13 protein-coding genes are annotated in these 21,458 nt (G+C 70.6%); 7 read left to right on the forward strand and 6 right to left on the reverse strand.

Annotated elements, in window-relative coordinates:
• The first annotated feature begins 31 nt into the window (after window positions 1-31).
• The 5 genes from AB0C12_RS11320 to AB0C12_RS11340 are packed head-to-tail and all read left to right on the forward strand — an operon-like array spanning window position 32 to window position 10,545.
• On the forward strand, window positions 32-445 hold the full coding sequence (locus tag AB0C12_RS11320; protein WP_360546606.1) for a YbaB/EbfC family nucleoid-associated protein: 414 nt from the start codon (window positions 32-34) through the stop codon (window positions 443-445).
• Window positions 438-770 carry a hypothetical protein gene (locus AB0C12_RS11325; protein ID WP_360546608.1) on the forward strand — a complete coding sequence of 111 codons (333 nt, stop codon included), beginning with the start codon at window positions 438-440 and terminating at the stop codon, window positions 768-770. The genes AB0C12_RS11320 and AB0C12_RS11325 overlap by 8 nt, the downstream gene beginning before the upstream one ends.
• Window positions 767-9,322, forward strand: a complete 8,556-nt coding sequence (locus AB0C12_RS11330; RefSeq protein WP_360546610.1) for a toxin glutamine deamidase domain-containing protein — start codon at window positions 767-769, stop codon at window positions 9,320-9,322. The genes AB0C12_RS11325 and AB0C12_RS11330 overlap by 4 nt, the downstream gene beginning before the upstream one ends.
• Window positions 9,309-9,818: a hypothetical protein gene (locus tag AB0C12_RS11335; protein WP_360546612.1), complete on the forward strand. Its 510-nt coding sequence runs from the start codon at window positions 9,309-9,311 to the stop codon at window positions 9,816-9,818. Before AB0C12_RS11330 ends, AB0C12_RS11335 begins: the two co-directional genes overlap by 14 nt.
• Window positions 9,811-10,545: a hypothetical protein gene (locus tag AB0C12_RS11340; protein WP_360546614.1), complete on the forward strand. Its 735-nt coding sequence runs from the start codon at window positions 9,811-9,813 to the stop codon at window positions 10,543-10,545. Before AB0C12_RS11335 ends, AB0C12_RS11340 begins: the two co-directional genes overlap by 8 nt.
• On the opposite strand, the gene dnaB is transcribed toward AB0C12_RS11340, so the two are convergent.
• Window positions 10,542-11,984 carry a replicative DNA helicase gene (gene dnaB / locus AB0C12_RS11345; protein ID WP_360546616.1) on the reverse strand — a complete coding sequence of 481 codons (1,443 nt, stop codon included), beginning with the start codon at window positions 11,982-11,984 and terminating at the stop codon, window positions 10,542-10,544. The genes AB0C12_RS11340 and dnaB overlap by 4 nt on opposite strands.
• 574 nt (window positions 11,985-12,558) lie before the next feature.
• Here dnaB and AB0C12_RS11350 point away from each other — a divergent pair.
• Entirely contained in the window at window positions 12,559-16,926 is a 4,368-nt protein-coding gene (locus tag AB0C12_RS11350) for a hypothetical protein (protein ID WP_360546618.1), read from the forward strand.
• A 275-nt stretch (window positions 16,927-17,201) separates the two neighbouring features.
• Here AB0C12_RS11350 and rplI read toward each other — a convergent pair whose 3' ends face one another.
• From rplI to AB0C12_RS11375, 5 genes are all read right to left on the reverse strand, one after another.
• A complete protein-coding gene (rplI, locus tag AB0C12_RS11355; protein ID WP_360546620.1) occupies window positions 17,202-17,651 on the reverse strand; it encodes a 50S ribosomal protein L9 in 450 nt (149 codons plus the stop codon).
• 14 nt (window positions 17,652-17,665) lie between these two features.
• The gene (gene rpsR / locus AB0C12_RS11360; RefSeq protein ID WP_007073789.1) at window positions 17,666-17,905 is read right to left on the reverse strand and encodes a 30S ribosomal protein S18; all 240 of its coding nucleotides are present in this window, start codon (window positions 17,903-17,905) and stop codon (window positions 17,666-17,668) included.
• Between the two features lie 35 nt (window positions 17,906-17,940).
• Window positions 17,941-18,504, reverse strand: a complete 564-nt coding sequence (locus AB0C12_RS11365) for a single-stranded DNA-binding protein (RefSeq protein ID WP_360546622.1) — start codon at window positions 18,502-18,504, stop codon at window positions 17,941-17,943.
• 68 nt (window positions 18,505-18,572) lie between these two features.
• The gene (gene rpsF / locus AB0C12_RS11370; protein ID WP_023563150.1) at window positions 18,573-18,863 is read right to left on the reverse strand and encodes a 30S ribosomal protein S6; all 291 of its coding nucleotides are present in this window, start codon (window positions 18,861-18,863) and stop codon (window positions 18,573-18,575) included.
• Window positions 18,864-19,152: 289 nt separating this feature from the next.
• Window positions 19,153-20,151 carry a hypothetical protein gene (locus tag AB0C12_RS11375; protein ID WP_360546624.1) on the reverse strand — a complete coding sequence of 333 codons (999 nt, stop codon included), beginning with the start codon at window positions 20,149-20,151 and terminating at the stop codon, window positions 19,153-19,155.
• Between the two features lie 150 nt (window positions 20,152-20,301).
• Between AB0C12_RS11375 and AB0C12_RS11380 the strand changes: the two genes are divergently transcribed.
• Entirely contained in the window at window positions 20,302-21,078 is a 777-nt protein-coding gene (locus AB0C12_RS11380) for a deoxyribonuclease IV (RefSeq protein ID WP_360546626.1), read from the forward strand.
• The last annotated feature ends 380 nt before the right edge of the window (window positions 21,079-21,458 follow it).

A 21,458-nucleotide genomic window follows, 5' to 3' on the forward strand; every position in this document is an offset into this window, starting at 1 on the left:
CGGGTGCCGGGGGAGGACGACCGTGGCGGACATGGCGGATCGCGATGCCAACCACGCGCTGCGAGCGCGCTTCGACGACGTGTACGGGCAGTACCAGCGGCTCCGGTCCGGAATGGACGACATCCAGCAGCGGCTGGCGGAACTGCAGGTCACCGCGGAATCCGAGGACGGTCTGATCCGCGCGACGGTGGGCCCCCGGGGCCAGCTGATCGACCTGCGCCTGGACCGGCGGATCTACCGTGACATGGACGCGGCCGAGCTCGGCCGCAAGATCGTCGCGACCACGGAGAAGGCGGCCGCGCAGGTGGCGGAGCGGGTGCAGCAGATCATGTCCGGCTACCTGCCGGCCGACTCGGGCCCGATGCAGTTCATCCGGGACAACAACTTCGGCTCACTGCTGCGCCGGCAGGACGCGATCATGCGCGAGGCGGACGACAATGGCTGAGGAACTGTGGCTCGACCCCGACCGCGTGCTGAGCGGCGGCCGCGACCTGGCGGCGGCCGGCAAGCACCTGACCGCGGAGCGCTCCGGCGCCGGCGGCGAACTCGCCGCCATCAGCGGCCAGCGGCCCTGGGGCGCCGACGAGATCGGCCAGGCCTTCGAGAACAACTACCGCCCGATCGAGCAGCAGGTGCTGCTGGCCTGGGAAAAGCTCGGCCTGTACGTCGAGGGCCTGGGCGACGCGGTGGTCGACACGGTCCGTGAGGCCACCGAGACGGACCACCACGCAGCCGTCCAGGTGGAGCGGACGTACAGGACCCGCTCGTGACGATCCTGCCCAGCCCCATCCCGCACCCGCTCGACTACATGCCGTTCGACGTTCCCGGCTGGGCGTACGAGGCGCTCGAATGGGTGGTCGGCTTCGACTGGCCGGAAGGCAACGAGAAGACGACCTGGGACGTCGCCGACCGCTGGTACGCGCTCGCCCAGCGCCTGGCCGAACCGCGCGACGAGGCCTACGACGCGGCCGGCCAGGTGCTCTCGGGGTACGGCGGAGCGGGCGCACAGGCCTTCCAGGGCGCCTGGGACCAGCTGTCCGCGGACGAGAACGCGCCGCTCAACTCGCTCCTGGCCATCGCCGACGAGCTGGGCAAACTCGTCGAGGAATGCGGCTGCGACATCGAGGGCGCCAAACTCGAGGCCTGGATCGAGATCGGCCTGTTCCTGATCGAGCTGATCGGCATGGCGGTCGCCGTGGCGCTGACCCTGGGTGCGGCGTCCCCGGCGGCGGGCGGTCTGATCGCGGCGACCCGGCTGGCCATCCAGCAGATCTTCAAGCGGCTCATCGCCCAGCTCAGCAAGAAGGCGATCAAGAAGTCGCTGAAGGAGGCCGGGCAGCGGGCGGCCAAGCAGCTGACCACGAAGGCCGGCCTGAAGAAGCTCGGCAAGGAAGCCTTCAAGGAGGGCTTCGACGAGATGCGCGAGGAGATCGCCACGAACGGGGCGATCCAGGCGTACCAGAACTCGACCGGGCGGGCGCACGGCTTCGACGTACGGGATCTCGGGATGTCGGCGGCCGGCGGATTCGCGGGTGGGTTCGCGGCGAGCGGGGCGGGCATCGGCAAGGGCGGCCACGGCGGCGGGGGAATGACCCGCGGGATGGCCGCGGAGGTGCTCGGCGAGTTCGGCGGGGCTGCGGTCAGCGGGGACCTGCCGGATCTGGAGAGTGTCGCCAAGTCGGCCAGTTCGGGGGCCAGCGGGTCGCTGGTGGACGGTGCGCGGTCGGGCTTCGCGGACGGGTTGGCTGACAAGGTCGGCAATCTCGGGGTGCCTGGTGGTCCGGTGTCCCTCGGGTCGGAGTCCGCGGCCGGAGACGGGGGTACGGCCGGGCCGTTGTCGCCGGTGTCTTCGCCCTCAACCGGCGGTTCCTCGGGTGGGCCGTCGTCGAATGGGTCTTCGCATTCCGGGGCGGCGTTCGCGCCCTTGTCGGTTTCATCCGATCCGACGGCATATGGAAGTGGTGGTCCTGCGGCCGGGCCGGTGTCGGTTTCGACGGATGGCGGTTCTCGCTCGGCTGATGCGACGTCGGTGTCCTATGCGGCTCCGGCGCCGTCCGGTGGGGTCAATCTGTCGAGCCTTGCGCCAGTGGTTGATGCGTCTTCGTCTGTTGGAGGCGAGACTGGGGCTTCGGGCACTGCTATTGCTTCGGGTGCTTCGGCAGGGGCCGGTTCGTCTGGTGGGCTCGCGAGCGCTGCTTCCGGCACGCCGGGCGGGCTCGCCGGCTCTGGCGCGCCGGGCGGGCTGGCCAGCTATGGCGCGCCGGGCGGGCTGGCCGGCGGGACACCGGGCGGGTTCCCTGGCTCTGGCCCCGGCACGCCGGGCGGGCTGGCCGGCGGCGGCGGGACGCCGGGCGGGCTGGCAGGCCCCGGCACGCCGGGCGGGCTGGCCAGCGGCGGGACGCCGGGCGGATTTGCCGGATCCGGCTCACCCGGGGGGCTTGGTTCTTCTGGTCCGGCCGGTCACCAAGGTGGCGGCGGGTCGGTGTCCGCTGGGGCGGTGACCTCGGGTTCCGGTCCTTCTGTGGCCGGGACTTCGGTGTCGTCTCCGTCGGGTCCGGCTGGGCCTCCTTCGGGGAATGTGCCGTCGGTCAGCTCGGGTCCTCGCTCGCCTGCGCCCGCGAGTGGGCTCAGCCCGTGGTCTCCCTTCGGGACGGACACGTCGAGCAACGGCACCACGCCTCCGGCCCGGAGTCCCGGGATCGACCTGACTTCGCGCACGGATGCCCCCAACCGGCCGAACATCATCACCACGAATCCCTCGCTGCCCGGGAACGGGAACTCCCCGCTCGGCAACGGCACGCGCCCGACGCCGGCCGGCACCTCACCGACCGGCCCGAACGTCACGGGCCCGAACGTCACCAGCCCAGGAGTCGCCGGTCCGAACGTCACCAGCCCCGGTACCGGCGGCCCGAACGTCACCAGCCCTGGTATCGGCGGCCCGAACGTGACGGGCCCGAACAGCACGAGCCCGAACGTCGCCGGCCCGAACGTCACCGGTCCGAACGTCAGCGGTCCAGGTGTCGCCGGGCCGAACGTCACGTCGCCGCGGACTGGTCCTGACGGCAGCACTCCCGTCGGCAACGATTCGAACTCCGCGTCGCCACGGACTCCCGCCTCGCCGGTTGGTGTTGCTCGTGGGTCGGCTGCGGTTGATGTCACTGCGCCGGCGGCCAGTGCGACTGGGAGCGGGCTGCTTCCGGGGCGGACCGATCCCGGTGGACCGGCTCCGAGCAACCCGGCCACGCGACCGCCGCAGGTCCCCGGGCCTCGGGACGGGGCTGTGGACGTACCGTCGCGGTTGAGCACGACCCCGACGGATCCGGCGGCGGTCCTGGTCGGCGCTGCTCCCGGCCGCGGCCTGCCGCCGCAGACGGCGGCCGCACCGGAGCCCGAAGTGGACGGTTATTTCCGGTACGCGCGGGAGCTGCGCGAGTCGTATGCGACGCACCGTCGTCAGGAAGTGATCGACGCGGTCGAGGGCAAGGCGGAGAGCGCGCGCCGCCGGGCCCGGAGCGCGCGGCGGTCTGCCCGGGTCGCGCGTTTCCTCAAGTTCGATCCGCACATGGCGGCGTACTTCCAGGCCCACGTCGATGTGGCAACGGCGGAGGCCGAGCGGGCGGAAGCGCAGGCCGCGGCGCTGAAGGACCCGGCGTGGCGGCCGCCGCCCGGAACCATCACGGACGTCGCGCCCCAGCACTGGCACCGGGCCAATGAGGACCGTGGCCGGCTGGCGCGCGGCGCGGTGACGTTCGGCAACCGGTCGATGCTCACCGGTAACGACCATCCGCCGCCGATCGACGCGACCCGCCCCTACGGGACGAGGGCGGGCCTGCGCGAGCCGCTCGCCCAACACCAGGTCGATCTGGAAAGCGCGGTCCCCCGCGACGGCAACGGCGATCCGGTACGCGGTGCCGACCCGCGCGCGCCGTACTTCCAGCTGGTCAACGACGGTGGTTCGAAGGCCGACCCGACACGCGGGATCAACTGCCAGGACTGCGTGCTGTCGTTCTTCGACACGTACGTGCACGGCCGGCCCAGGGTCTCGGCGCCGCGAACATTCGACGGTTACGCAGACGGCGACTCGACAAAACCGCTGTACGGCGAGGCCATCGGCCCGGAACGCGTCGAACACGCGACCGGCGGCCGGTTCCAGTCACTGTGCGCAGGTGTGGGCGGCGACCACCCGGCGGTCGCGGGCCAGAAGATCCAGCAGGCGCTGGGTGACGTGTCCACGCAGCTGCTGGCGGGCGGGCACGGATCGTTCGCGTTCCTGGTCAACGCCTGGGAAGGCGGGTCGGCGCACGCGTGGGCGGCGGTGAACCAGAACGGCCAGATCCTGTTCGTGGACCCGCAATCAGGCCGGGTCGCGCCGCCGGGCACCAGCTTGTACGGCCACCTGGGACGTCCGGACGCGGCGAACGTGGTGGCGCTGGATGCGCTGGTGGTGGACGGCCGGGGCAACCCGATGCCGTTCGGCGGGAGGCCGGATGGGATCTGGCGGCCCAAGCAGACAACTCTGCCGCCTCCGCCTCCGCGACCGGCGCCGATCTACTACTCGTCGGCTTACCAGCAGCAGCCTGCTCCTTCGCCGGCGCCTGGTCCATTTCCGGCGCCCTCACCGTCGCCTGCGCCGACGCCTTCGCCGACTCCTCGTCCGGCGCCTGCACCCGCGCCCTCACCGGTGCCGCCGCCTGCGCCGGTGCCTTCGCCCTCGCCTGCGCCGGTGCCTTCGCCTGCGCCGGTGCCTTCGCCTTCGCCCGCGCCCTCACCGGTGCCGCCGCCTGCACCGGTTCCCTCGCCCTCGCCTGCGCCGGTGCCTTCGCCCGCACCTGACCTTGGGCCTTCGCCGGTGCCTGGGCCAGACCCCGCGCCCGAGCCGGCGCTCTGGTCCGCACCGCCGCCGGCGCCTGACCTCGCGACGCCGCCCGCACCCACGCCCGACCCTGTGCCGGCGCCTCGGCTACTCGCAACCCCATCCCCTTCACCGGCTCCCGATCTTGTCGAGCCCACGCCGACTCCCCGCGATGAGACGCCGGATGCCCTGCTGGCGGACGACCTCGACCGGGTCAGCCAGGCCGAACCGGTCCCGCCGTTCGATCCGCGACCGGACCCCGATCCGCAGCCCAGCCCGCCGACACCGACACCGGCACCAGCACCAGCACCGGAGCCTTCCGTCACGCCGCGGCCCGCTCCCAACCCGATCCCGTCACCTCGACGCCCGGTCGACCGCATCGCCGAAGCGCTGGCCCCGAAGCCCGCGCCGGTGGACCGCATCGCGGAAGCCCTGGCTCCCCGCGACGACCGGCAGCCGACGCATGGCAACACGCCGAACTCCACCGATCCGAACTCCACCCATCCGAACTCGCCGATCGACGAGGCACTGAAATCCGGCACGCCGAATCAGACCGCCGGGATTCACCCCGACCGGGCCGAATGGCTGGAACAGGTGCGGCTGGCCGAGCACGACGCGCGGGAACGGAAGTCGTACCGCGAGTACATGCAGCACGCCCGCGCCACGCACGAGGACAACCGGCGCGCCGAGTACGCCGACTACCTGGTGCGGATCGCTGATGGGCAGCGGACCAAGGTGCTCGACCTGGGCATGCAGGCGGATGCCGCCCTCGCATCGGGTTCCACGCTGCTCGGCGAGCACCTTCGGGCCGAGGCGCGGCGTACCAGCGAGGACGCCGACGAACTGGAGCTCAAGGCCCGCCAGGTGCTGGCCGGGGAGTTCGCGCCCGAACGGGTCGAGGTCGAGCCGGCGGACTGGGTACGGATCAACGACGACGTCGGCACGATGGCGCTGGGCGGGGTCGAAACCGGGGATCAGTCGGCGCTGACCGGCGACGGCGTTCCGCCGCCGGTCGACCAGAGCCGGCCGTACGGGAAACGGGGCGGGTTGCGCGCGCCTCTCGCCGTACATCAGATTGATCTGGAAAATGCCATGCCGCGCGATGCGGACGGCCGGGTGGTGCGCCTGGCCGATCCCCGGCAGGGGAATTGGTTCGGCCTGGCGAACGACGGCGGCCCGGCCGCGGACCCGACCCGCGGCATCAATTGCGTGGACGGCGTGCTGTCACTGTATGAGACCTACGTGCATGGTCGCCCCCGCGTCTCGGCGCCGCGCACATTCGATTCATACGCGTACGGCGACCCGACCCGTCCATTGGGCGCGGAGGATCGGGGCCTGGCCCGTATCGAGGACACCGTCGGCAGTGAATTCCAGGGGCTGTGCCCGTACGTGGGTGGGCTGGATCCGCAGCAGGCGAAACAGGCTGTGGACACGGCCATGACGAACCTGCACAACCATCTGTACAACGCGGGCCATGGCGCATTCGCCTTCATCGTGACGGACTCGGAGGAAGGCACGGCCCACGCGTGGGCGGCGGTGAACCAGAACGGCACAATCCTGTTCCTGGACCCGCAAACGGGCCGCCTGTCGGAAGAGGCGCCGCTGTACTCCCACGCAGCAGTAAAGAACAACGGCAACGTCATCTCGATGGACGCGGTGGTGGTGGATGGACAGGGTCGTCCGGCGCCGTTGCCGTACCACGAGGCCGGCCTGTGGAGCCGGTCGTCGCTGGAGCCCACCGGCGCGACGCCCGCTGACCCCGCCGACGACCGTGTCGGCCCTCACGAGGGGGACACGGACGGGCGGGACCCGCGGCCGCCGGTGGATGAACAGAGCGCCTCAACGGAGGTTGAACCGCTCGACGACACGGATGAAGATGCGGATGTTCGGCTATCAGGCGATCCTGCGATCCGATCTCTCAGGAGCGGTAACGAGCCTGGTCGCCTACCAAGTGCTACTGGACAACCCTTTCCAAGCGGTGATCTGGAGCGTCCCGCGGAGAGCCTGGATCAGCGCTCCGGGTCTGGCGGTCCCGATCCTGTACGACCACAAGTACCAGGAACGCCGGGAACAGGTGAGTCGGCCCGCGGCGGAACAGATCGCGGTGGAGAGCCTTCACACAGAACTTCCGAGCGAGAAAACGCTCCAAGCGATGTGCGCGGAGGGCGAAAGGATGGGCTGGACCTTCGGTCCACCTCGCCAGTAGCGCCTGATATCTCGACGTCGGCGGACACCAGGGTGGCCGAACCGGCGCGAATTCCGGTGTCCGAGATGGTCGCTGAGGACTTTGATCCACGCGAGGCGGAACGCCGTCAGCTGGCGGCACTCGAGCCAGAGCACAGAGCTCTCATTGAGGACTCCGTCGACCGAGCCAAGAAGGACGCCGCCCGGCTGCAGGTGACCCTTGAAGACGTGGTCGCATCGATCAACGACGCCTTCGGCGATGGCGCCGCTCAACTCGTCGGCGTCAAGAACTCTTATAAGACGAAGTCCTCACTGGCCCGCGCCTTCGCCGCCGAGTTCGAATCAGAGGGAACTCTTCCCGACAAGTTCTTGGAAGATACCAAGGACAGGGTACGATTCTCGATTCAGCTTCACGAGCGGGACTATCACCTACGCGCCGCGGCCGCCATTGCCGACCTAAGAAGTCGTAGCCACGACATCAGAAAGATAGTTAACTTCTGGGGTGGCGGCGGGCGTCACAATGGGTTCAACGTTACGGTTGCCGACCCAAATGGGGTGGTTTTCGAGCTACAGTTCCCGACTGAGGCATCGCGATCGGTCAGCGAGCTCACTCACGGACTGTACGAGGTATTGCGCCACAACTTCGCTCCGTACCCGGCGCGAGTCGATGCTTTCCTTCGCATTCTTGCCATCAACATTCGAGAAGGTATCGACGATAGGCTGCCGGACGGCGTCGACGAGTTAAAAGCCATGCGCTTCTCAGCTTGGAAGGATGTCGACTCAACGTTCCAAACTTGGATCCAGTCGACAGGCACACAGTGGAACAAATATCTCGGCGACCTCCATGCCGAGCGTTCATCGTTCGATAAGATTCTCGAACGAAATAGCCTGACCCTGGCAGACGTTCTTGAAAGCGACGGATCGGATGACGATGACCGACACGGAGTTCGGCTATCAGGCAATCCTGAAGTCCGACATGTCAGGCGCAGTGACGAGCGTGATCGCATACGAGGTGCAGAATCACCACTCCCTGCGAGCAGTGATGTGGAGCGTGCCACGGAAGGCGTGGATCTACGCCCCCGCGATAGCAGCGACATTCCTGTTCGACCCGAGCTATCAAGAGAGAATACGACCACTGAGTCGAACGGAAGCAGAACAAGTCGCCCGGGAGATCCTCCAGGCGGAGCTGCCGACGGAGCAGACGCTTCTGGAGATGCTCGACGAGGGCAAGAAGATGGGTTGGGACTTCGGTCCTCCGCGTCAGTAGCTGGCACGCGCCCGCTTCCCGAGCCGTCGGTCGGACGTGCGCCGCAGGCATCAGATGCGAGACGCTCTCACGACGATCCGGAGGAACCGGCAAGTCCAACAACGTCACGGGATGTCGATAACCGATTGGGAGCTCGGCTACCGAGCAGTCACGGACTCGGAGTCGAACACGGTGACGAGTCTTATCGCGGCGACATTTCTGTTCAACCCGAGCTATCAGGGGAGGACTCGGCCGCTGGACCGCACGAAGGCGGAACCGACCGCTCGCGCGGCCCTGCACTCGGAACTGCCGAAGGAACAAGCGCTCCTGGAGATGTTCCGAGAGGGCGAGAGGATGGGCTGGGAATTCGGCCTACCCCAGGCATCGGAGACGCTGCTCCAGATGTGCCAGGAGGGCAAACCGACAGCCCCGATCTGAAGCCCTCGCCGGAACTGACCTCCGAAGCGCCAGTCGCAGGTGAAAGCTTGCCCACCAACGCCGGCCCCGTAGTGATCAACGGTCTGATCGGCCAGATGCAGGGCGCACTCGGCGACGACTTCGCCATCGGCGCTCACTACCTGGAGCTTTTCGAGTACGAGCACGAACGCCGCCAGGCCGAGCGCCTAGGCCAATCCTTCGACGTCCGGGCTCTCGAGGCTGCTCACGGGCGATCCGACGGCCTCGGCAACCCCGATGTCCTCCTGCGAACCGACAGCGCCGATGTCGGTGCGTACGGTGATCTCAAGCGGTTGGATCCCGACCTGAAGGCCGACCGCAAGGATGCGGATTTCTCCCGGCGGGTCGAGAAACGCCTGCGTGAGCCGTTCGGGCAGGATCCGCGGATCACCGTGGCGGTCGTCGACGGCCGTGACGTCGGGCTGACGATCGACGCGGCCGTCCGGGGGATCCGGCGCGCGCTCGGGTTCTGGCGGCAGCAGGGGCGGGATGTCCTGCCTGAGCAGCGCATGATCGTCTTTACGGGCGACGGAGGGTCTGTCGTGTGGCGTGGTGACACGGGAGACATCAATGTCAGTGCGTGAGCAGCTCTTCGTGCGGACCGACGGGTCGCCGGCGGAGGTCGCCGAGTTCGTGGCCAAGCTGATCGGTGGCCGGACCGAGGTACGCGACCAGCAGGTCTGGCTGCTCGTTGACACCGCCCGCCTGGTGCCGGGCGTCGAGGGTGAGTTCGGCGGCCCCGTCGTCGCGCACAACTCCGAGGCGGCGTTCCGGCCCGCCGGTGAGTTCGAGGCACCGGACGCCTACAACGTCGAGTTGCGGCTGTGGCAGGCCGGCGGCCGCCGCGTGGAGCCGACCACCGGCGCCGACATCGAGGAGCGCGCCGCGACCGCCGTTTTCCAGGCGCTGGCGGCCTCCGCCGGCCTTGCCGTGATCCACGTGCATGACGACGACGTGCTGCTGCGCGCCGCGCTGCCCGGCGCGGGCGCGATCGAGTTCCCCCGGGGCACGACGATCTACGACTGGGACGAGGACAAGTGGAACGGCTTTGTCCTACGGACCGAGCCGGGCGATGCCTGACCCCAGCGAAAACCTTCACCTGTACGAGTACGGCGAGGCTTACGACGATCTCCGGCCGGCGTTCTTCATCGACGAGCGGGTCTACGGCGACCCGCAGTTCGCTCAGTCCGTCGTTGAGTCCGCGGACGCCGCGATGACTCGAGCCGGCGTCATCTACGAGGTCGAGGTGACATCCGGACGGCATGCGACCCGGCCCATCGGCGTGCCGACCTGGGAGGAGTTCAAGCAGCGGCACTTCGTCGACGGCGTGCCCCTACCGGTACGTCCTGCGCGCCACGACCCCGATGTCCCACCTTCCTGGGCAGCCATGATTCGCGCCGTCGAGGATGCGCACCGCGCCTTTCGTGAGGAACTCATCCAGTTGGTCACCACTGCCCTGCCCGGTCAGGACATCTTCACCGCGCACGACCCAGGCCCCCAGCGCCGGTCGGCCGGCTCGGTGAACTGGAGTGAGGAGAGCTTCGGCTTCGAGGTGACGATCCACGCCGGCCTGGGTGAGCTGCCCCCCGCCGAGGCCTTGGACCGGGTCAGCACCCTGCTGGCAGCACACGGCTGGCGGCTTGAGGAGCGCATCACCCGACCGGCCGGCGTCGCGGTGGAGGGCTTCCGAGACCATTTCGCTGTCCTCGTGGACGCCCGGCCGTCAAAGATCACCGTGCTCGGTGAGTCGCCTCTCTACCGGGCACCGGCCGCCCCTGCCTCCGCCTTCGTGATTGAGCCGCGCTAGACGATCGCCATGTCGACGAAGCGGGACAGGTGCAGTTGCGCTGCCACCGTCACCGTGTCCGTCGGGCCGTTTCGGTGCTTGGCCACGATGAAGTCCGCCTCGCCCGCACGCGGGGACTCCTTGTCGTAGTAGTCGTCGCGGTGCAGCAGGATCACCACGTCGGCGTCCTGCTCGATCGAGCCGGACTCACGCAGGTCGGACAGCTGAGGGCGCTTGTCGGTGCGCTGCTCGGGGCCACGGTTCAGCTGGCTCACCGCGATCACCGGGCATTCGACCTCCTTGGCCAGCAGCTTCAGGCCTCGGGACAGCTCCGCGACCTCCTGCTGGCGGCTTTCCGTCTTTTTCGGGGAGGACATCAGCTGGAGGTAGTCGACCACGATCAGTTTCAGGTTGTGGCGTTGCTTGAGACGGCGGGCCTTCGCCCGGATCTCCATCAGGTTCATGCTCGGGGTGTCGTCGACGAAGATCGGGGCCTCGCTGATCTCGCCCATCCGGCGGGCCAGCTTGGTCCAGTCGTCGTCCGAGAGCTGACCGGAGCGCAGCACGTGCAGCGGCACCCTGGCCTCCGCCGACAGCAGACGCATGACGATCTCGATCTTGCTCATTTCCAGGGAGAAGATGGCGCTGGCGCAGTTCGCCCGGATGGCCGCGTTCCGGGCGAAGTCCATCGACGCGGTCGACTTACCCAGACCCGGACGGCCGGCCACGATGATCAGCTGGCCGGCGTGCAGACCGTTGAGCAGCCGGTCCAGGTCGGAGAAGCCGGTCGGTACGCCGGTCATCATGCCGTTGGTGGCGCCGACCGCCTCGATCTCGTCCAGCGTCGGCTGGAGCATGTCGGCCAGCACCGCGAAGTCCTCGGAGACCCGGCGCTCGGTCACGTCGTACACAGCCTGCTGGGCGAGGTCGACGATGTCGTCGACGTCCATGCCGCCGTTGCCGCCCGTGCCGTACCCCAGTTGGGTGATCTTGGTGCCCGCCTCGACGAGGCGGCGCAGCACGGCGCGCTCGGAGACGATGCGGGCGTAGTAGGACGCGTTGGCGGCGGTCGGCACGCTCTCGATCAGGGTGTGCAGGTAAGGCACGCCGCCGATGCGCTGCAGGTCGCCGGAGTCGGACAGCGCCGCCGCGACGGTGACGCCGTCGGCCGGCTCGCCGCGGCCGTAGAGCTCGAGGATCGTGTCGAAGACGGTCGCGTGGACCGGGCGGTAGAAGTCGTGTGATTTGAGGATCTCGACGACGTCGGCGATCGCATCCTTGGACAGCAGCATGCCGCCGAGCACGCTCTGCTCCGCGGCGATGTCCTGCGGCGGTGACTTGTCGAAGCCGCCGGTCTGGGGCGGCGGCCCACCGGCGCCTGGCGGGCGGCCACCGGAGGGCTTACCTCCCGGAGATGACTGCGGCCGGGAATCGGGTCGTGCGTCGTCGGTGATCGACATGCCGACCTACCCCTTCATCGTCGTTCCTGCTCCGTGATCAAACAGCCCGGGTACGACACTTTCGGGTGAGCAGGACCCCGGGTGAGTGACGGGGACCACAGATTCACCGGAAAAGTCGGCCCAGGCCACGAAGAGGGACCTGATCCGGCGCGGGTAACCATACGAAGCCGCACGTCACAGTCCCAAGCGGGCCGGTGGACGAGCCTCGGGACAACCTGTGGACAACTCGCCTCCTCCTGTGCGCGGCCCTGTGCACAGCCTGTGTACAACGCCTGGGGATTCCGGGAGGCGCGCCCATCTGAGCAGCACTTTTGTCGTCCCCACCGTGTGGAGAGATAAAAAGAACGCCTTCGTGAGCAAGCTGTCGTCCCAAGACATTGCAGATCGGACGCGCGCACGTCACGCTTTTCTGGTGGACCAACGGGAGTGGGACTACGGAGCCCGCCTGCCGCGCGAAAGGAGCGCGTCGGACTCCTGGACACCCACAAACCGCCCGGAAGATCCCGATTCGTCCGCTAAAGCGGAGCCCGGGGCCACCGTGTGGGGCACCGGCTCGCCGGCCGACACGGGCAGCATGCAGCCGATCCCCGAGGCTGTGGCCTGGTCGCTGCGGGCCGACGCCTGGGCGCAGAATCCCGAAACACCGGGTGAGTCTTCGGGCACGGTTAGTCGCTGGTCCGACGTAGCGGCGACCGGCCGCCCCGCATTGCCGGCCGAGGGCGTCGGCTGGCGCACCCAGACTTCCGAATGGCGCTCCACCGCGGAGAGCGCCCGCTGGCGGCAGACGACCGAGTGGCGTTCCGCTTCCGGCTCGCACGGCTGGCGCACGACCACTGAGGCCTGGCAGAGCGGCGACGCCGACGCGGTCATTCCGCCGCAGGCGGAAGCCCCGACCCGGCTCCCGGCCATCTCCGGCACGGCATGGCCGACTCCCTCGACCGATGACCAGGCCGGTTCGACCCCGAGCTGGCAGCCCCCCGACGCCACCCCGGCGTGGCAGCAGCCCGGTGAGCCGCGGCAGAGTCAGCCCAGCGCCACCCCACCGTGGGAGTCGGCGCGCGGCGAGGACCGGCCGGCGTGGCAGCAGTTCACGTCCTCCAGCGCCACCCCGTCGTGGCAGCCCGCCGACGCGCCTCCGCCCCGGCAGCCCGATGCCCGGCCGTCCTGGGACAGCCGACCGAGCTGGCAGGCCTTCGCCGAGACTCCCCGGCCCGCGGCCGAGCCGTCCTGGCGTGAGCCCGCGCGGCCGGCCGAGAGCTGGCAGACGCCCCAGCCGAGCGCCCCGACGTCACACTCCGGCAGCTGGTCGGCGCCCGTCGACGACGGCCGGCACCTCGTCCGTGAGGACGACCGCGCGGCCTGGCGCGAATCGGCCGCCGGACAGACGCGACCGGCCGACGGCCCGCCCCAGGTGGGGCGCCGCCGGGCCCCCGATGTGGGCTCTCGCACAAGCGGGGGTACGGGGTGGACGGCGCGTTCCGAAGCCGACAACTGGGCGGGCCACACCGACACCGGCAGCATGCCCGCGTTCCAGGACCCCGCGACCACCGACGCACCGAGCTGGCGTCGCGGAAGCACCGAACCGCCGGCGCCGGACGGCTGGCGCACGAGCACCACCACAAGCAGCTGGCAGAGCAGTCCGCCGGTGACCGACAGCTGGCGCAGCGCTGATCAGGCCCGCACCGAGGGCCGCCCCGACCAGCCCCGCACGGACAGCTGGCGCACGCCGCCGGCGGCCGAGGGTTGGCGCAGCGGCGACGAGGCCCGCGCCGACGGCTGGCGCGACACCGGCTCCTGGCGCCGCGACCCGGAGCCGGGCCCAGCGGTCGACCCGTGGGCGCAGAGCGCCGCCGAGACGGGCGTCATCCCGCTGCCCCTGCAGCCACGTGAGCGCGACTCGGAGAGCTGGCAGAGTCGTACGGACACCGGCAGCTGGCAGCGCGAGGCAGACACCACCGGCCGCCGAGGTCGCAGCGACCCGGGTGCGAACGGCGACAGCGGATTGTGGCAGCGCGGCGCAGAGTCCGGACGCACGGACACGGGTTCGTGGCAGCGCGAGACCGAGGTCGGCAGCCGCCAGAGCCGGATCGAGCCGAGCTCCTGGCAGCGCGAGCAGGACAACGGCCGCACAGACACGGGCTCATGGCGACAGGGCCCCGAAACCGGCCGCACGGACACCGGCTCGTGGCAACGGGGACCGGACAACGGCCGTACAGACACCGGCTCCTGGCAGCGCGGACCCGAAACCGGCCGCACCGACACGGGCTCCTGGCAGCGCGGAGTCGAGCCCGGCCGCACGGACACCGGCTCCTGGCAGCGCGGGCCCGAAAGCGGCCGCACCGACACGGGCAGCTGGCAGCGCGGACCGGACAACGGCCGCACCGACACGGGCAGCTGGCAGCGCGGACCGGAAGTCGGTCGGACCGACACCGGCTCCTGGCAACGCGGGCCCGAACCCAGCCGCACCGACACCGGCTCCTGGCAGCGCGGACCGGACAACGGCCGCACCGACACCGGCTCCTGGCAGCGCGGACCGGATAACGGCCGCGCAGACACCGGATCTTGGCAGCAAGGCGCCCCGAACGGTCGTGGCGCCGATGCAGGACCGCGGCGCCGCGAGATCGAGGCGCCCCAGGCCTTCCAGGCCCCGGCCGCCCCGCCGCGCGGCGGCGAGATCGAACGCTGGCCCGGCTCCGACCCACGCCGTGGACAAGAGCCCTACCGCGCCCCCGAAGCGGGCCCCGAGCCCCGCCGCGGCCAAGAGCCCTACCGCGGGCCCGAAGCAGGCCCGTCCCCTCGCCGTGGCCAGGACGCCTACCGCGGACCCGAGCCGGGCCCGGAACCGTGGCGTGGAGCCGAGCCAGGAGCAGAGCCATGGCGCGGAGCCGAGCCGCCGCGTGACTTCGAGGCCCCTCGCGGCCCGGAGCCCCGCCGCAGCCGGGACCGGCGCGACCTCGACGCGCCGCGCGGCCCGGAGCCCCGGCGCGGCGTCGAAGGCGGCCAGCGCAGCGGCGGCATCCCCCGCGGCCCGGAAGGACCGCGCGGACGGTCGCGCCCGGAGTTCGAGCGCGGACCGGAAGCCCCCCGGGAGTACGCGGACCGGGGCCGCCGGCGCGAACGTGACACCAGCTGGCAGCAGGAACTCGCGTCCGGCGCCTGGAACCGGGACCCTGAGTCGGATGTGTGGCTGCGTGACAGCGACACCGGCCAGTGGCACCGGCAGGAGCTCGAGGACGAGGAAGACGAGGACGATGACCGAGGCCCGGGCCGAGGTCCCCGCGACGACGATCGCGGTAACGGCGGCGGCCGGCGCGCCATCGAGAGCAGCGAGACGGTCTCTCGCCGCGACCGGGACGAGTCCGCGCGCTTCCGCAGCGAGGCGGCCGACGAGGACCGGGGTGGCCGGCGCCGCCCGGCCGAGCCCCGTTCGACGCGTCTGCAACTGACGGCGAGCGCGGAACCGCCGCTCGACCCCGAGGTCTGGCGCCGCGACGGCGAGCCACCGACCAGACCGATCCCCCCGCAGTCCCTGACGCGGCAGCGCGACGGCAACATGCCGGTCTCGGCGCAGCCGAGCACCTGGGACCGCGACCGGGACATGCCCGCGTCCGCCCAGCCCGGCACGTGGGACCGAAACGCACCGGCATCGGCCCAGCCCGGAGCTTGGGACCGCGAGCGGGACATGCCCGTATCGGCCCAGCCCGGCACGTGGGACCGGAACGCACCGGTGTCAGCCCAGCCGGGAGCTTGGGACCGCGAGCGGGACATGCCTGTGTCCGCTCAGCCCGCGGCCCGCGACCGCGAGGACATGGCGCCCGGATACCGGTCGCGGGAGACCGACCAGCCGTTCTCGGCGCCACCGGACCAGCGCCGGCGTACCGCCGCGCCTGATCTGGATGAAGCGGCCTACGACGCTGGGCCCGCCGGCCGCCCGGTTTCCGCCCAGCCCGCCTCCTGGCAGCGTGATGCCGATCCGACTTCCGCGCCGCCGGACCAGCGCTCCCGCGGCGCTGCATCCGTGCCGGGACCCGACTCCCTGCGCCGCGACGGCGGCACACCCGCGCGTCCCGTGTCCGGCACGGCGGCCGCTCCGGTGTCGTCCCAGCCCGGTGCCTGGCGGGCCGACGCCCAGGCCGCCGCCCGCACCGACGCCTGGCGCAACCAGCTGCGCGCCGAACAGGGCGAACCACCGCTGGTCAGCGACGCGGTGACCGAGATCCGTCCCCGCGAGCCGGGGGCGTGGCGGGAAGCTGAGGCGGAGGGTCCGGTCCGTGGCTCGGCGACCTACCGCGAGCACAGCACCGGGGACTGGCGGCGCGAGCTCAGCGCCGACAGCGACCTGGCCGACGGTGAGTCGCGGCGGATCAGCACGGCTGACTTCGTGCCGTTCCGGCCGCCGTCCAAAAACGGTGCCGCGGCGTCGGTGAAGGTGCCGGCCGCGAATTCGGCTGCCGAGGGTGCCACGGAGATCATTCAGCGTACGGGGGCCCGGTGGCAGGATCCGCCGGACACCCAGTGGCCGCCGCGCGGTGCTGTGGCTTCGGCCGCCGGCACCTACGAGCGGCGCCCGGTCAGCACACTGCCGTCGCCGTCGGCGCGGCAGAACGACCTGCTCGAACCAGATGAGGAACTCGAGGAGGACACCGGCGGTCCGCTCGCGGCCGTGGGTTACACGGTCGTCTGGTACGGCGTGCCGGTCGTCCTCTTCGTGCTCTACATGCTCGTGCTGAACGGCAGCCAGCAGGCGCACGCGCTCGACACCCTGGCCGGCGCCGCGCCGCAGTTCGGCCTGTCCCTGGTGCTGAGCATGCTCGTGGCGGTGGGCCTGCGCTGGGCGAGCGGCTCCTGGAAGGCAGCCAGTGTCGGCCTCGCCGCCGCGGTGATGGGCGGCGGCCTGGCGACCGTGCTGACCTCCGCCATCACCGGTCAATCCCTCAGCTGACGAGCAAAACCAACGCTGCTCCGAAGCAGGCCGAAGGCCGAAACGACCCCACGCGGCTCCGAAGCAGGCCGAAGGCCGAAGCAAGCCAAGGTACGAAGCGGGCCAAGCTCCGAAGCAGGCCGAAGGCCGAAGCAAGCCAAGGTGCGAAGCAGGCAGAGCTCCGAAGCAGGCCAAGCCGACGCAACGCCGAGGGCCGAGCCCAGCCAAGAGGCGGAAACGACAGAGCGCGCCGAACCCCGAAGGGCCGGCGCGCTCAGCGTGAGACGTGAAGCGTGTTACTTGGCGGCGACGACGTTCACGGGGAACGACGCAGTCACCTCGGGGTGCAGCTTGACCTGGACCTTGTAAGCGCCCGTGGTCTTGATCGGGGCCGTCAGCTCCAGCCGGCGCCGGTCGAGAGCCGGACCGCCCGCGGACTTGACCGCGTCCACGATCTCGGCCGGGGTGATCGAGCCGAACAGGCGGCCACCGGTGCCGGAGCGCGCCTGCAGGGTGACCTTCAGGCCCTCGAGCTGGCCCTTGACCTCGTTGGCCTGGCCCAGGTCGCGGATCTCGCGGGCGTCGCGCGCCCGCTTGATGACCGTGACCTGCTTCTCGGCGCCCTTGCTCCACTGGATCGCGAAGCCCTGCGGCAGCAGGTAGTTACGGCCGTAGCCGTTCTTGACCTCGATGACATCGCCGGGGGTGCCGAGGCCCGACACCTCCTGCGTGAGGATGATCTTCATATCGGTGCCTCCCCTCAGCGCGCCGTGGCCGTGTACGGCAGGAGCGCCATCTCACGGGCGTTCTTGACCGCGCGGGCGATCTGCCGCTGCTGCTGCGAGGTCACGCCGGTGACCCGCCGAGCGCGGATCTTGCCGCGGTCGGAGATGAACTTGCGCAGCAGCGCGGTGTCCTTGTAGTCGATGTAGGTGATCCCGTCCTTGTCGAGCGGGTTCACCTTCTTCTTCGGCTTGCGAAGTGCCGCAGCCTTAGCCATAGCTCTTGACTCCTGAAATCATGACCCGTACGGGCTTAGAAAGGTGGCTCGTCGTCGAACGAGGAGTTGCTGCCGCCACCGCCGCCAGCGGCGGAACGGGAGCTGGAAGCCGGGGCCGCCGTGGCCCAGGGGTCGTCGAAGTTGTTGCCGCCTCCGCCGCCGCTGGACTGCCGGTTGCCACCACCAGCGCCGCCGCCGGAGGCGCCGAAGCCGCCCCCACCGCCGCCGCCGGACCGGGACATCTTCTGCACCTTCGCCGTGGCGTAGCGCAGGGACGGGCCGATCTCGTCGACCTCGAGCTCATAGACGGTGCGCTTCTCGCCCTCGCGGGTCTCGTAGGACCGCTGGCGCAGCCGGCCCTGCACGATCACCCGAGCGCCACGCTGCAGCGACTCGGCGACGTGCTCAGCAGCGTCACGCCAGACGTTGCACGCGAGGAAGAGTGGCTCGCCGTCTTTCCATTCGCCCGACTGCCGGTCCATCGTCCGCGGCGTCGAAGCGATGCGGAACTTGGCGACCGCCGCCCCCGAGGGGGTGAAGCGCAGCTCAGGATCGTCGGTCAAGTTGCCGACGACCGTGATGGTGGTTTCTCCTGCCATGATCTTCTCCTCGCCGCTTCATGCGTTTTCGCAAGGAGGCTCCCAGAGCCCCCTGACAGAAACGACCGTCAGCGGGTCTCGGGCCGGATGACCTTGGTACGCAGGATCGACTCGTTCAGCCGGAGCTGACGGTCCAGCTCGGCCACGGCCTCCGGCGTCGCCTGCAGGTCGACGACGGCGTAGATGCCTTCGGCCTTCTTGTTGATCTCGAACGAGAGCCGGCGACGGCCCCACACGTCGAGCTTCTCCACCGAGCCGCCCGCGGTGCGGATCACGTTCAGGTACGTGTCGAGCGACGGTGCAACGGTGCGCTCCTCGAGACTGGGGTCGAGGATCACCATGAGTTCGTAATGACGCAAGACGTTCTCACCTCCTGTGGGCTGAACGGCCACGGTCTCTCCGTGGCAGGAGGTCTTGTGTCGCCCGCAACAGAAAACCGTGGGCGGCGCCCACGGCAGACCTGTTGCGAACCGAGCCAGCATACCCGGAGCCGGGCTGACGCCCAAAAAGGGCCCCGTCCACAGACGAGGCCCTTCGAGGTGGAAGCCGCGGGGCGTCCGGTCCGCATTCGCTGGGTGGGACCTGGGGAGGAACGACCACACCGATGAGGTTGGAACGGCCGCCCCGCGGAGCTTGCTGTGGAGTAGTCTACGCGACCCTTGCCCGAGATGCACGTTCCGACACAATTGCCCGAATTACTCCGATTGCTACGCCCAGCACGCTCACCGTGGCGATCACCGCGAGCACACCGATCGGCTGCGAGTCCGGCAGCGGGCGCATCGCCGCGACCGGCTCCGCCGCGACGATCCCGGCGGACGGACCGGCCGGGAGCTCCGGCGCGGCCGCCGTCGGCGACGAGGGCAGATCAAGCGTGGGTACGCCGGGAAGAATCGTCTTGTCGTCACCGGGCGGCATCCCCGAGAACGCCGGCACGGCTGCTCCCGCCGTACCCCGGGTCGGGGTCCTGGTCTTGACCCGCGGAGCCGCACCGCCCTGCGGCATCGCCTGGGCCGCCGTGGTCGCGGCCTGGGCTGCGACGCTGCTGGCGTGCGACGTGCCCGGCCGGATCGTCGCCGGCCGCCCGGCGGTCGTGGTCGACGACCGCTGTGGGCGGGTCGCGGGCGCGACCGAGTCGGGCAGCGTGGAGGTCGCCGTGCCCGTCGTGGCGGCCGGGGCCTCGAGCGTGCTGGGCGCGTCGGCGGGATCGGAGAACGTGTCCGCCGGCGCGGGAATCGGATCGGGATTGGCCGTCAGCGTCGGCGAAGCGGTGACCAGCACCGGCGTCGCCTGATCGGTGATCGCGCAGCTGGGATCGAGGGTGACCGCGGTCGTGCCGCGCCGGAAGACCACCTCGGTCGAGCCGTCGTCCGGGATCGTGCCCCGGGACTCGCCGTTCAGCCGCAGCCGGGCGCCGTGCCCGGTCCGGTTGACCAGCCGCACCCGGCCGTCCGCGGGCACGGACATGACCTCGACGGACGGCGTGGACTTGCAGGAGAGGCCGAGCACCCCGCCGCCCGCGAAGACCACCTGCCGGCCACCACCCTCGACCTGGTCGGCGTTGGCCGTGCCGGTCGTGAGCAGCGCGGCACCGAGCAGAAAACCACCCAGCGCCGTCGCCGTCACACGGTTTCGGACTTGCCGCGACATGCACCATCTCCCAGCTCGCACCGGTTGGCACCGGTACGTAGGTATGTGTGATCCGCTCGATTAACGACGCGCCGACAAGGCCGGTGACGCGCACGGTCGTCGGACGGCGACGGCCGGTGACCGTCGTACCCACGTCGTAGGCTCGGACCCATGCGCATCGGAGCCCATGTCGATCCCGCCGAACCCCTCGACGCGGCCGCCGCCCGCGGTGCTGACGCCGTCCAGTTCTTCCTCGCTGATCCGCAGGGCTGGAAGTCCCCGGCGGAGCGCCCGGACGCGGCTGCGCTCAAGGCGTCCGACGTGGACGTCTACATCCACGCGCCGTACGTGATCAATGTGGCCACGTTGAACAATCGGATCCGCATCCCCAGCCGCAAACTGCTGCTGACCCACGCCCGCGCGGCGGCCGCGGTGGGCGCGCGCGGCCTGATCGTGCACGGCGGTCACGTCAACGCCGGCGACGACATCACCGTCGGATTCGACAATTGGCGCAAAACCTTCGCGTACGCGGAGAAGGAAGGCGGCCTGCCGCTGCCGATCCTGATCGAGAACACGGCCGGGGGTGACCACGCGATCGCCCGCCGCTTCGACAACCTGGCCCGCCTGTGGGACGCGGTGGGCGAGTTCGGAGCCGGGTTCTGCCTGGACACGTGCCACGCGCACGCCGGCGGCGAAGAACTCCTCGACATCGTCGACCGGGTCAAGTCGATCACCGGCCGGATCGACCTCATCCACGCCAACGACTCGAAGGACAGCTTCGACTCCGGCCGCGACCGGCACGACAACCTCGGCAATGGCAAGATCGACCCGGAGCTGGTCGTGGCGGCCATCCGCGCCGCGGGCGCCCCGGCGATCGTGGAGACGCCGGGCGGCGTGGAAGGCCAGTCCGCCGACATCGCGCTGCTGCGCGAGAGGGCGGCCAGCTGACGCAGCGGCACGAGGGAGCAGCATGACGACCGAGCAGCCGCCGCAGCGCGGGGCCGACCCGACCGCGGGCGGAGCCGGGCCGGGGGAGCGCGCGGGCGGAGCCGGGCCGCAGGAGGGCGCTGGCGGAGCCGGGCCGCAGGAGGGCGCTGGCGGAGCCGGGCCGCAGGAGCGCGCGGGCGGTTCGGGCGAGGGATCGGGCGCGGTGTCCGCGACCGGACCGGGCGCGGCTGAAGCCGACACGCTTGAGTCCGGCGCGGCTAAATCCGGCTCCCCGGAAACCGGCGCGAGCCGATCGGGCGCCGTCGGATCGAGCGCCAGCGGATCAGGCACTGTCGGATCGAGCGCTCCCGGATCGGGCGCCAGCGGATCGAGCGCCAGCA

Source organism: Actinoplanes sp. NPDC048967 (genome assembly GCF_040649415.1).
Classification (GTDB): domain Bacteria; phylum Actinomycetota; class Actinomycetes; order Mycobacteriales; family Micromonosporaceae; genus Actinoplanes.